A 12,106-nucleotide genomic window follows, 5' to 3' on the forward strand; every position below is an offset into this window, starting at 1 on the left:
GTGCAGGAATTTCAAATCGGCGGCACTAGCTTCCGGCCTGGTACATCGGTGGCACGCGGCCTGCCGGCGCGCCAAACCTATCGCGAACAACAGCTTTGTTCAGGGCTTGCGACCGAAGATTACTTCGGCGCCAGCACCATCACGACCTGACGACCTTCGAAGCGTGCGTCCTGTTCGACCTTTGCGAGCGAGGCGACGTCGGCCTTGACGCGATCGAGCAGGCGGGTGCCGATCTCCTGGTGCGCCATTTCGCGTCCGCGATAGCGCAGGGTGATCTTCACCTTGTCGCCCTCTTCGAAGAAACGCTGCATGGCCTTCATCTTCACGTCATAGTCGTGATCGTCGATCATCGGACGGAGCTTGATCTCCTTGATCTCGACGATCTTCTGGCGCTTGCGCGCCTCGGCGGCTTTCTTCTGCGCGGAATATTTGAACTTCCCGTAATCGAGAAATTTACAAACCGGCGGATTGGTGTTCGGGGAAATTTCGACGAGATCAAAACCGGCGTCAGCGGCCATCCTGATGGCGTCCTGGGTCTTCACGACTCCAAGGTTCGCTCCGGTTTGATCGATCAATTGAATTTCGAGGTTGCGGATTTCCTCGTTGACGCGGGGTCCGTCTTTCTGGACGGGGGCTGGCGCTCTGGAAGGACGACGAATGGGTGCGGTCTCCGTGCTGTTAACGATGATGCAGTTTGAAGGATTTGCCTTACAACGGCAAGCGCGCAAATCGGTTCGATCGAGACCCGCAAATACGCGCTAGCTTTGGCGGGCGGCGTGCTCCGCTCAGATAAAGCCAGAACAGCGGTTCCGCAAGCCGGCAGCGCAGCAAACAGGACATAGACAGGCCAAGAGAGGTGACGGGACCATGAATGCGTATGCCGAGTCGGATGTCGTTTTTACCGAAGTGGGACAGGCGGATGCGCCGCGGCGCATTGCGGTTCGCGCCCGTGCGGGCTCCGGTCCCGGTTTATTCTGGCTATCCGGGTTCAATTCCGACATGCGCGGCACCAAGGCGCAGGCGCTCGACGCCTGGGCGGCCGAAAGGGGTCGCGCCTGCGTGCGGTTCGACTATTCGGGCCACGGCGAATCCGGCGGCGCCTTTGTGGACGGCACCATCGGCTGCTGGTTGGAAGAGAGCCTCGCCGTGTTCGATCACTTCTGTAAGGGGCCGCAAATCGTGGTCGGCTCGTCGATGGGAGGGTGGCTGGCGCTGTTGCTGGCGCGTGAGGTTGCCAAGCGTCAAGTCGGCCCATCTCTCGCGGGGCTCGTGTTGATTGCGCCGGCGCCGGATTTTACCGAAGAGCTGATGTGGAAGGGGTTTCCCGCAAAAGTGCGTGAGGAGATCCAGACCAAGGGTCAGTGGCTGCGTCCGTCGGCATACGGCGAACCCATGCCGATCACGCGCGCCTTGATCGAGGATGGCCGCAAGCATCTTCTGCTCGGCAGTTCGATTCACGTCGGCTGTCCCGTTCGCATCCTGCAAGGTGCGCAGGATCCGGATGTTCCCTGGCGGCACGCCTTCGCGCTCACCTCGCAGCTACCCAGCGACGACGTGGTCTTGACGCTCATTCAGGATGGCGACCACCGTCTGTCGCGTCCGCAGGACATCGCCCGCCTGATTGCTGCGATCGAGGAGCTTTGAGCGCTGCATGCGCCGGCGCCGGGAACCGGATTGCGGCGCGTGGAGATCACGCATTCATTTCGACATGGCCATATTTTCGGCCGGTGCCTTCGGCGGCGGTACGACCGAAGTCGATACGCGCTGCGCCAGCGCAGTGACGCTCGAGGTTCCGATGTGTCCTTGTTCGTCATAGAGCCGGCATTCGCCGATGGCGACGCCGTCGGTCGCGCCGTGATCGGTCACTTCGTAGCCGATCCACTCGGTCACCGGCTGACGGTGCAGGTAGATGGTTACGTCGCTATTGATGTAGCGAAGACCCGCGTCGCCGGCGTTCGCGAACGGGCTTGCGAAATCCGCCGACGCCGCAACGCGCGAGAACGGCGTCAGCGGCACGCCACCGACGATTTCGCGCACCTCACTGATCCAGATCTTTCGCGGGCCAAGCGTGCCCATCGCGCCCTCGATCGGCCGCACCGCCCACATTCCGTTCATGCCGGCCTGCGGATGGTCCGGTTTGGAGACATCGGCGGGCCGCGGCGCCGCCCAGTCCGGAGGCGTCCAGACTTTTCCAGGTGGATTCTCGGTGCGAAGCAGCAATTGCGATGTTGCGCGCGCCATGCTGACGCCATTGGAAAAGAACTCCGCGTCAATCACCTTGATGCGCTTGCCGTCACGGACGATGCGCGTCGTGACCTCCACCGGTGAGAAGTCCGGCAGACGATACATGTCGACCGTCAGTCGTGACGGCATGTAGTCGGGGCCGCCGTGCCGACGTTCAATCTCCTGACCCAGAAGGCCGATCACGATCCGGCCGTGCATGAACTTCGGGTCCCAGGGACTGCGGCCGGCAGAGGTGGGCAGGAAGCGATCGCCGTCAGCGGTAAAGAAGGGTTCGTTTTTCATGGCGGCGGACCATGCTGGAACCGCGGCCGGAAATCCAGTGGTCGCGCACCATGCACGTATGCATGCGAGGCATGAAAACGCTCGCGACTATGTCGCCGGCGCGAATTCGGCGCGGACGACCGGGTCGGCTTCGCTTGTGAGCCGCGACCGACGAACCTCGGCAAACGCGTCTTTCGGCAGCAGTTGCGATAGTGCCCAGGCGGCTGCGCCGCGCACCAGCGCGCTGTGGTCGCCGACCAGGCGCTCTGCTTCAGGCGCGAGGCTGGGATCGCCGCTGTTGCCAATGGCGATCAGCACATTGCGGACGAAGCGGTCCCGGCCGATGCGCTTCACCGGCGACTTGGAAAACAGTGCACGAAAGGCGGGGTCGTCGAGCCGGGCCAAATCGGCGAGCGATGGGGCGCGCAATTCCTCGCGCGCCTTGAGCTTCATTTCACGCCCTTCCTGCGCGAACTTGTTCCATGGACAGACGGCCAGACAATCGTCGCAGCCGTAAATGCGGTTGCCGATCGCCTTGCGAAACTCGCGCGGGATCGGCCCCTTGTTTTCGATGGTCAGGTACGAAATGCAGCGCCTTGCATCGAGCCTATATGGTTGCGGAAACGCGTCGGTCGGGCACGCATCGAGACAGGCGCGGCATGAGCCGCAGCGGCTTTCATCCCGCGTGTCTCTTGGCAGCTCCAACGTGGTGAAGATCGAGCCCAGGAACAGCCATGAGCCGAACTCGCGCGAGACGAGGTTGGTGTGTTTGCCTTGCCAGCCCAGGCCTGCGGCTTCCGACAGCGGTTTTTCCATGACGGCTGCGGTGTCGACGAAAACCTTCACGTCGCCGCCGGCATGCGCCACCATCCATCGCGCCAGCGCCTTCAGCCGACTCTTGATGAGTTCATGATAGTCGTCGCCGCGCGCATAGGTCGAAATCGCTCCACGGTCGCGGTGCGAGAGAATTTGCAGCGGGTCGTCGCTGGAGCCGTAGTTGACGCCGAGCATGATGATCGAGCGGACGTCCGCCCACAGGGTGCGCGGATCGGCGCGACGCTGCGGGTTGGCGGCGAGCCACTCCATGTCGCCGTGTGCGCCGTCGTCCAGAAATTCCTGCAGCCGCGGCAGGGCATCCGGAATGGCGTCGGGCGCAACAATACCGAATGCATCAAAGCCCAGCTTGGTTGCTTCGCGTGCGATGGCGTTGCGCAGGTGCGGCGCTTCGCTCAGAAGTCGAGATCCACGTAGTTCGGCGCGGCCGGAACGCCGGCCAGCCATTCCGCCAGCAACGGACGGAACGACGGGCGGGACTTGATCCGCGCGTACCACGCCTTTGCTGTCTCGTCTTCGCTCCATGGCACGTCGCCTAGATAATCTATGGCGGACAGGTGCGCCGCCGCGGCAAGGTCGGCATAGGTCAATCGTTCGCCGGCAAGGAAGTTTCGTGTGCCGACCAGCCAGCCGATATATTGCAGATGATAGCGGACATTGGCCTTCGCGGCACGGATCAACTCCATGTTTGGCGAACCTCCGCCGTCGTTGGACGACATGAAGCGCTTGTAGATGCGTTCCGTGACGAGGGGGCTGGAAACTTCCTCGAAGAACTTGTCGTTGAACCAGGCAAGCAGCCGTCGCACCTCGATGCGATGGTTAACGTCCTGTGCGAGCAGGCGGCGCTCGCGCATTTCGGGACCCAGAGTCTCGTCAAGGAACTCGCAGATGACCGACGCGCCGGGAATGGCTGGTGCGCCGTCGGTGACCAGCACGGGCGTCGTCGCCGCCGGATTCATCACTAGGAATTCCTCCCGCCGCGCCCACGGCCGTTCTTCCACGAGCCGCAGTTCGACGCCGTGCTCAGCAACCGCGAGGCGGATGAATCGGGAGTGTGGACAGAAGGGATGATGAAACAGGGTGAGCATGAGCACCTGATGCGACGGCGAATCCAAAGCTCGTCGCTACGCGACAAACTACTCAGAAGTAAGGCAGAGGCAACGGCCGTGTGCAGGTTTTTCCCGTTGCGGCACGCTGGCGAATAGGTCACAACGGCCCGCCAATCCAACCGCCGCGGACCGCATAACATGTCCTTCGATCTCCTCAAGGCTGTCGTTCTTGGCGTCGTCGAAGGCCTGACCGAATTCATTCCCGTCTCCTCGACCGGACATCTGCTGTTGATCGAGCACTTCTTCGGCTTCGATGACGAGGCGTTCGGCAAGACCTTTGTCGTGCTGATCCAGCTCGGCGCTATCCTGGCAATCCTGTCGGTCTATTTCGCGCGGCTGTGGCGCATCGCGCTCGGCATGTTTTCAGATGCCATGGCGCGCCGCTTTGTCATCGGTGTGCTGGTGGCCTTCCTGCCCGCTGCACTGATCGGCGCAGCGGCCGGAGATTTCATCAAGGGGACGCTGTTCAACCCGTGGGTGGTCTGCTTCACGCTGATCGTCGGCGGCGCGATTTTGCTCTGGGTCGACCAGCTCGACCTGCAGCCGCGCTATTACGATGCGATGAAGTTCCCGTTGCCCATGTATCTCGGCATCGGCGTCATGCAATGCCTGGCGATGATTCCCGGCGTTTCGCGCTCGGGCGCGACGATCGTCTCGGCGATGTTGTTTGGCTCCGACAAGAGGTCGGCGGCTGAGTTCTCGTTCTTTCTGGCGATGCCGACCATGGCGGGCGCATTCGCCTACGACCTTTTCAAGAACTACAAGCTGATGACGGCCGATCATCTGACCGTGGTCGCCGTCGGCTTCGTCACGGCGTTCGTTGCGGCGCTGATCGTAGTGCGAACGCTGCTCGATTACGTGTCGAGCCGCGGCTTCACGCTGTTCGCGTGGTGGCGCGTCATCGTCGGCAGCCTTGGCCTGATCGGTTTGGCGCTTGGACTTGGTGGTTGAGACTTTGGTGGCTGAACGCCGCCGGGCGGCTTACGTCAGCTTGGTGCGAAACTGACCGGTACGACGGAAGCGCCAGAGATAGGACGGCGCAATCTGCTCGAGCGACATCGGCGTGATGCCAAGTCCCTGCAGCGTCAGTTCGCTGTCGTTCGCGGCCTGCGATACGACGTTGTCGCTGCGCAGCAGCTCGACCTGGTCCGGCGTCAGCTTCAATGGTCCGGGCGCGAACTGCAGGAACGTCGCCTTGAGCTTCGCCAGTGAGAAGGACAGCGGCACCAGCAGCCGCCTGCGTTCGATCGTCTTGAGCACGTACTCCTGCACTTGCCGCAAGCTCAATACCTCCGGCCCGCCCAGCTCGTAAGTCGAGCCTGTGCGGGTTGCGCCTTCGACGGCGTCGGCGATCGCCGTCGCCACGTCACCTACGAAGACAGGTTGAAGCCTTGTCTCGCCGCCGCCGATCAGTGGCAGCACCGGCAGCGCGCGCGCGAGCGTTGCGAAGCGGTTGGTGAACTGGTCATCGGGACCGAACACCAGCGACGGGCGAAGCACCGTGGCCGAGGGGACTGTGGCAAGCACCGCCTTTTCGCCTGCGGCCTTGCTGCGCGCGTAGCCGGACTCGGAGTTTGCATCCGCGCCGATCGCCGAAATATGCACGAGGCGCGCGCCTTCTGCCGCTGCGGCGCTCGCAACCGTTGCCGCGCCTTCCGCCTGCACTGCGTTGAACGTCTGCGCGCCGCTTTCGGCGACAATCCCGACCAGGTTGACGACAACATGCGCGCCGCGGACGGCGGCGTTCACCGAGTCGGCGTAACGCAGGTTGGCCTGCACCGGCATGATCTGGCCCACCCGGCCGAGCGGCTGCAAGTGACCGGCGAGGTCGGGTCGCCGCACCCCGACGCGGATGCGGAAATCGCGCTTCGCCAGCGCCCGAATCGCCTGCCGCCCGATAAAGCCGGACCCGCCGAAGACCGTGACGAGGGTGTCGATATTGGACGGCATTTCGCTTCGAAGCTCCGGAAACCAGCTGCGGTGGCTTGGCGATACGCCAAAGGGGGTTTTCTGTACAGCAGATTTCGCCGGACCGCGGTCCGGCGCGTGCGTTGGCATTTTGCCCAGGCCTTTGATAAGCAAGCGCAAATCGGGCTGATGCCAACGCTGCCGCGATCGAGAAGCTCTATGGCGTGCCCGCTCGGCGATCTGTAGACTGCGCCTCGACCGCGGGGGCGGGCCAGAATTCATTCGTATTGGGTCGAGGGCAGCGGGGGACATGAGAATCCGGTCGCGACGAGAGGCCATTCTTGCGGGCATAGGCCTGCTTGCGGCGCCGGCCGTGTCGAGGGCCGAGCCGACGCGGCTGCGCATCGGCCACGGCTTGCCCGCCAGCCATCCGGTACACCCGTCGATGCAACATTTCGCCGACCTCGTGCGTGAGCGCACCGGCGGCGAACTCGAGATCGAGATTTTTCCGGATGGGCAGATCGGCCAGGAAGCGAACCTGCTCGCGCAGGTCCAGGCCGGAAAGCTGGATTTCCTGAAGGTGAGCGCCAGCGCGCTGGAGCGAACCGCCTCCGCCTATCGGGTCTTCAGCCTGCCCTTCGTGTTTCGTGATCGCGATCACTGGCAGCGCGTGATGACCAATTCAGTGGGCGAAAGCATTCTCGCCTCCGCCGCCTCGATCGGACTTGTTGGATTGACGTATTATGATGCCGGCGCACGCAGCTTCTACGGCCGCAAGGCGATCAACCATCCGGACGATCTCAAAGGCCTGAAGATCCGCATCCAACCGTCGCCGACCATGGCGCGGCTGATGCGGCTGTTCGGTGCGCAGGGCGTCGAAATGGCATGGGACCAGGTTTACACGGCCTTGCGGCTCAACCTCGTCGATGGCGCCGAGAACAATATCGCGGCGCTCGTGGTCGGCCGGCACGCCGAGGTGATCTCGCACTATTCGCTGAACGAGCACACCATGGTGCCGGACGTGTTTCTCGTCAGCGCGCAGCGCTGGCAATCGCTCACGCCGGCGCAGCGTGTGATCATGCAGGAGGCTGCGCTTGCCTCTTATCAGCGGATGAACGAATTGTGGGGCGCCTTCGAGGCCGGCGCGCGCAAGGCGGCCGAACAGCTGGGCGTCGTCTTTACGACGCCGGACAAGGCGGCGTTCATCGAGCGCGCCGCGGCCTTTGCGGCCGATGTCGGCAACGATCGGCCGCTCGAGGATCTGATGCGCAGGGTCGCTGCCTCTTGACCGGAAGCGGGCTTTCCAGCGGTTGACAAGGCGAAAGCCGACCCTCTATGTGTCGCCCGTTGCCCAGGTGGCGGAATTGGTAGACGCGCTGGTTTCAGGTACCAGTGGTGCAAGCCGTGAAGGTTCGAGTCCTTTCCTGGGCACCACGCTTCGCCTTCGGCTCGCGTGGCGCCGCCACACAGGAGCCGAAAACGAAGCGTGCTCGGCGACACCCGAAGGTAAAGGCGGGCTAACCTCATCGAGGAACTCGCGTCCCGTTAATCTTTCAACGATATTTTCCGCCCGATTTGGAAATTCCGTTGCTTTCAGGGTATTTCGGACCCCATGACCATTCGCCTGCATCGCGGTGACCTGCCCGACCTCTCACGCTTCAAGGGTTCGGTCGCCATCGACACCGAAACCATGGGCCTCAATCCGCACCGCGACCGGCTCTGCGTGGTGCAGCTCTCCTCCGGCGACGGCACGGCCGATGTCGTACAGATCCCCCCGGGTCCGGTTCACGCCCCGAACCTGACGAGGCTCATGGGCGACACGAGTGTCACCAAGCTATTCCACTTTGCCCGCTTCGATCTCGCCGTGCTGTACCACACGCTCGGCGTGATGCCGCAGCCGGTCTACTGCACCAAGATCGCCTCGCGGCTGGCGCGCACCTACACCGATCGCCACGGCCTGAAGGATCTCGTCGCCGAGCTGCTCAACGTCAACCTGTCGAAGCAGCAGCAGTCGAGCGACTGGGGCGCGGATCCTTTGAGCGAAGCGCAGGTGGCTTATGCCGCGTCTGACGTGCTGCATCTGCATGCGTTGCGCGATCATCTGGACGCCATGCTGGTGCGCGACGGTCGAGCCGACCTCGCAGCCGCCTGCTTCGCCTTTTTGCCGACCCGCGCAAGGCTTGATCTGCTCGGTTGGAGCGAGGAGGATATCTTTGCGCATTCTTGACGGGTCATGGCGGCCAAAGCCTTCGCTGTATCTGCCCTGTTTCGGTCACACTGATTGTTGCTTTCGACGCCGGAGCAATGCGTATCGTGGGCGCCTTCGGGCCTTGGGACGGCCTGATTCGGGCGTAAAATGCCAAATCATCTCGATCTAAGTTTTCTCGGTCTTCACGTAGATCTTTCGGAGTAGCGGGTGCACTCGGTTCGCGACCCCGTCTATCTTGCGGCGCTGGAGCAGCGCTTCGCCTCCGCCGCGCGGCACTCGAAGCTCGTGCGCATTCTGCGCAAGGCGGTGCCCGCGGCCATCGTCGTGTCGATGCTGATGATTGTCGGTGTTTCGGTTTTCAATCCGTTCCGGATGCTCGTAAACCTGCCGATCGACATCGGCAATGTCGTCGTGTCGGGGACGAAGATCACGATGCAGTCGCCGCACCTGGCGGGGTTCACGCCGGATCGCCGGCCCTATGAGGTGACGGCGAACACGGCGATGCAGGACATCAACAATCCGAACTTCATCGAACTCGAGACGCTGAAGGCGAAGATCGAGATGGAGGACAAGTCGACAGTGCTGATGGATGCGCGCAGGGGCTACCTCAAAAATCGCGAGCAGCTGCTCGACCTGCACGACGATGTCGTCTTGAAGTCGACCAGCTATGAAGCGCGTCTCATCGAGGCGACGATCGACATCGGCAAGGGCACAGTGGTGTCGGACAAGCCGGTCAATGTGAAGATGCTGGAAGGTACGCTCGATGCGCAACGCCTGGAAATCACCGGCCGCGGCGAGGTCATGACCTTCCATGGCGGCGTGACCATGCACCTGAAGCCGATCGACAGGTCTGCGCAAAGCGAAGCGCAAGCTGCCGCCCGACAATGACGGCTTGCCGATGATTGGTCCTTTGCATTTCGCTGTTGCGATCGCGGTTGCGATCGGATGTCACGCGGTCGCGCATGCGCAAGCGTCGCCGAAGGCCGGCGCTTCGCAGTCGACGGGTACTGCCGTGACGGGCCCGCCGAACGCGCTGCAAGGGTTTTCGCAGAATCGCGACAAGCCGATCCAGATCGATGCCGCGCGGCTCGAGGTGCGCGACAAGGACAAGGTGGCGACCTTCTTTGGCGACGCCAAGGCTGACGTTAAGGTCGTGCAGGGCGACGTCACCATGCGCTCGAAGATTCTCGTCGTGTTCTACGATCAGGACGACGCGGCCAAATCCGGCGCGGGCAAAACCGCGAAGGCCGCAGCGCCCGGCCCGGGCGGCAGTTCGCAGATCAGGCGGCTGGAAGCGAAGGGCAACGTGATCGTCACCCAGAAGGACCAGACGGTCACCGGGGAGAGCGGGGTCTTCGACATGAAGACCAACACTGTCACCATGTTCGGCGGCGTGGTGTTGACCCAGAGCGACAACGTTTTGCGCGGGGACAGGCTGGTGGTTGACATGACCACGGGTGTGTCCCGCGTCGAGGGCGGTCGCGTGCAGGGACTTTTCAAGTCGTCGTCGCCCCCCGGCGGCTCGGGAAACCCCTCTCCACAGGGAACCAAGCCCGGCGGGCCGCTGCCGCTCAGTGGCGGTCGGCAGTGACCGCGTTTTTGATCTGAAATTCAAATCTGCGACATCGGGGCCAAATCCGCCCTTTTCACCTTCCAAGGGCGGTTGTGCTAAGTAGCGGACGGGCGGCGGGGTTTTGACGAATCGTTGAAGGACGGGGCAGGCGGTCCGCTTGGCCGCCAAAGGGATTGTTCGACGCGGGTATGGTGGATTTCCTGGGTATGTTTCGGCGGCGACCCGCGGCCCTCCGGCGCCGCGGCTTCGCGCGCGAACCGATGGACATGGACTCGCTCGGCGGCCGCATCGGCAACCTTCTTAAGCTGCCGTTGCGGGACAAGCCGCCTGTCGCGCCTGCCGTGGCCGCCGCTGATCGGATCGATGCGCCGCCCTTGGCGCCACCGCCCTTTGCTCCCGCCTCGCTCGGCGCCGCGCCCCGTCAGGCTGCGGCCCGACCGGTCAGGCCGGCGTCCTCGCGGGCGGGGTTTCTTGCCGCCCATGCGGTGGAAAAAAGCTTCGGCTCGCGCAAGGTCGTGCGGGGTGTCAGCATCTATGTCCGCAGGGGCGAAGCGGTCGGCCTGCTCGGTCCCAATGGTGCGGGCAAGACGACGGTCTTTTACATGATCACCGGGCTCATCAAGGCCGACAGCGGCCGGATCGAGCTCGACGGCCACGACGTCACGCAGTTGCCGATGTATCAGCGCGCGCGGCTTGGCATCGGCTATCTGCCGCAAGAGGCCTCGATCTTTCGCGGCCTGACTGTCGAGCAGAATATTCGCGCGGTGCTGGAGGTGATCGAGCCCAGCCGCAAGAAGCGCGAGGCCGAGCTCGATGCGCTGCTCGACGAGTTCAACATCACGCGCTTGCGCAAATCTCCGTCGATCGCCCTGTCAGGCGGCGAGCGTCGCCGCGTCGAAATCGCCCGCGCGCTGGCGACGCGCCCGAACTACATGCTGCTCGACGAGCCATTTGCCGGCATTGATCCGATCGCCGTGGGCGACATCCAGGAACTGGTGCGCCACCTGACCAACCGCGGTATCGGCGTGCTGATTACCGATCACAACGTACGCGAAACGCTTGGTCTCACCGACCGGGCCTACATCGTCTATGCGGGAGAGGTTCTGACCGAGGGCCACCCGGACGATATCGTCAACGACCCGGATGTCCGCCGTCTTTACCTTGGTGAGGAATTCCGCCTGTAAACGCTGCCTGCAACTTGTGCACTGCACAAGTCAAGCCTGTACAAGTGGTGTGGACGTGATAAGCAAGAATCGGACCAAAAAATGGGATCGGTTCTCGCCCTATGGCGCTGACTCAACGCCTCGAGTTTCGGCAGACGCAGTCGCTGGTGATGACGCCGCAGCTGATGCAGGCGATCAAGCTGCTGCAGCTGTCCAATCTTGACCTCGTCGCGTTCGTCGAGGACGAACTCGAGCGCAACCCGCTGCTCGAGCGGGCAGGCGAAGACGGGGAGTCGGCGGACCGACCCGAGCGCACGGATGGCGCCGACGCTGGCGACGAGGGCTATGCCGATGATACCGGGGCCGGCGCTCAGGACGGCCTCGACGGTGGCGGCGACGTCGATGCGGCGGCGGAGCAGTGGATGGATCGCGATCTCGGCAGCCGTGCCGAGATGGAGCAAACCTTCGATACCGGTCTCGAAAACGTCTTCTCCGAAGAGCCGGCGGAAGCCGCCTCGCGTGCCGCGCAGGATACCGCACCCGCCTCGTACACCGAGTGGGGCGGCGGTGCCTCGGACGACGGAGACTACAATCTCGAATCGTTTGTGGCGGCGGAAACGACGCTCAGCAGTCACCTTGCTGAGCAGCTTGCGCTCGCGATCGTCGATCCGGCGCAGCGCCTGATCGGACAGTACCTCATCGATCTGGTCGACGAGGCGGGATACGTGCCGGCAGATCTCAGCCATGTCGCCGATCAGCTCGGCGCGTCGCCAGCCGATGTCGAGAGCGTTCTCACGACCATCCA

12 protein-coding genes, 1 tRNA gene and 1 pseudogene are annotated in these 12,106 nt (G+C 63.3%); 9 read left to right on the plus strand and 5 right to left on the minus strand.

Annotated elements, in window-relative coordinates:
* Window positions 1-119: 119 nt before the first annotated feature.
* On the minus strand, window positions 120-659 hold the full coding sequence (gene infC, locus RCO31_RS31315; protein WP_308972278.1) for a translation initiation factor IF-3: 540 nt from the start codon (window positions 657-659) through the stop codon (window positions 120-122).
* A 208-nt stretch (window positions 660-867) separates the two neighbouring features.
* Here infC and RCO31_RS31320 point away from each other — a divergent pair, with 208 nt between their 5' ends.
* Complete coding sequence (locus RCO31_RS31320; protein WP_308972265.1) at window positions 868-1,644, plus strand: alpha/beta hydrolase; 777 nt, start codon at window positions 868-870, stop codon at window positions 1,642-1,644.
* A 54-nt stretch (window positions 1,645-1,698) separates the two neighbouring features.
* On the opposite strand, the gene RCO31_RS31325 is transcribed toward RCO31_RS31320, so the two are convergent.
* From RCO31_RS31325 to RCO31_RS31335, 3 genes are all read right to left on the minus strand, one after another.
* Complete coding sequence (locus RCO31_RS31325) at window positions 1,699-2,526, minus strand: acyl-CoA thioesterase domain-containing protein (protein ID WP_308972266.1); 828 nt, start codon at window positions 2,524-2,526, stop codon at window positions 1,699-1,701.
* Window positions 2,527-2,613: 87 nt separating this feature from the next.
* Window positions 2,614-3,786, minus strand: coding sequence for a tRNA epoxyqueuosine(34) reductase QueG (gene queG, locus RCO31_RS31330; RefSeq protein ID WP_308972267.1), 1,173 nt, complete (start codon window positions 3,784-3,786; stop codon window positions 2,614-2,616).
* Window positions 3,735-4,427, minus strand: a complete 693-nt coding sequence (locus RCO31_RS31335) for a glutathione S-transferase family protein (protein ID WP_308972268.1) — start codon at window positions 4,425-4,427, stop codon at window positions 3,735-3,737. The genes queG and RCO31_RS31335 overlap by 52 nt, the downstream gene beginning before the upstream one ends.
* A 159-nt stretch (window positions 4,428-4,586) precedes the next feature.
* On the opposite strand from RCO31_RS31335, the gene RCO31_RS31340 reads away from it, so the two are divergent.
* Window positions 4,587-5,399 (plus strand): undecaprenyl-diphosphate phosphatase, encoded by an 813-nt coding sequence (locus tag RCO31_RS31340; RefSeq protein WP_308972269.1) that lies wholly within the window; start codon window positions 4,587-4,589, stop codon window positions 5,397-5,399.
* A 30-nt stretch (window positions 5,400-5,429) separates the two neighbouring features.
* On the opposite strand, the gene RCO31_RS31345 is transcribed toward RCO31_RS31340, so the two are convergent.
* Complete coding sequence (locus RCO31_RS31345; RefSeq protein WP_308972270.1) at window positions 5,430-6,398, minus strand: complex I NDUFA9 subunit family protein; 969 nt, start codon at window positions 6,396-6,398, stop codon at window positions 5,430-5,432.
* Window positions 6,399-6,666: 268 nt separating this feature from the next.
* Between RCO31_RS31345 and RCO31_RS31350 the strand changes: the two genes are divergently transcribed.
* The 7 genes and pseudogenes from RCO31_RS31350 to RCO31_RS31380 all read left to right on the plus strand — a co-directional run.
* Complete coding sequence (locus RCO31_RS31350) at window positions 6,667-7,644, plus strand: TRAP transporter substrate-binding protein (RefSeq protein WP_308972271.1); 978 nt, start codon at window positions 6,667-6,669, stop codon at window positions 7,642-7,644.
* A 61-nt stretch (window positions 7,645-7,705) separates the two neighbouring features.
* Window positions 7,706-7,790, plus strand: a tRNA-Leu gene (locus tag RCO31_RS31355).
* A gap of 178 nt (window positions 7,791-7,968) precedes the next feature.
* Entirely contained in the window at window positions 7,969-8,583 is a 615-nt protein-coding gene (locus RCO31_RS31360; RefSeq protein ID WP_308972272.1) for a ribonuclease D, read from the plus strand.
* Window positions 8,584-8,772: 189 nt separating this feature from the next.
* Window positions 8,773-9,453: an LPS export ABC transporter periplasmic protein LptC gene (gene lptC, locus RCO31_RS31365; protein WP_308972273.1), complete on the plus strand. Its 681-nt coding sequence runs from the start codon at window positions 8,773-8,775 to the stop codon at window positions 9,451-9,453.
* 10 nt (window positions 9,454-9,463) lie between these two features.
* Window positions 9,464-10,156 carry an LptA/OstA family protein gene (locus RCO31_RS31370; protein WP_308972274.1) on the plus strand — a complete coding sequence of 231 codons (693 nt, stop codon included), beginning with the start codon at window positions 9,464-9,466 and terminating at the stop codon, window positions 10,154-10,156.
* 170 nt (window positions 10,157-10,326) lie between these two features.
* A complete protein-coding gene (gene lptB / locus RCO31_RS31375) occupies window positions 10,327-11,322 on the plus strand; it encodes an LPS export ABC transporter ATP-binding protein (RefSeq protein ID WP_308972275.1) in 996 nt (331 codons plus the stop codon).
* 101 nt (window positions 11,323-11,423) lie between these two features.
* Window positions 11,424-12,106, plus strand: a pseudogene (locus RCO31_RS31380) (RNA polymerase sigma-54 factor); the annotation flags it as partial.

Origin of the sequence: Bradyrhizobium sp. LHD-71, from assembly GCF_031157255.1 — a bacterium.
Lineage (GTDB): Bacteria > Pseudomonadota > Alphaproteobacteria > Rhizobiales > Xanthobacteraceae > P52-10.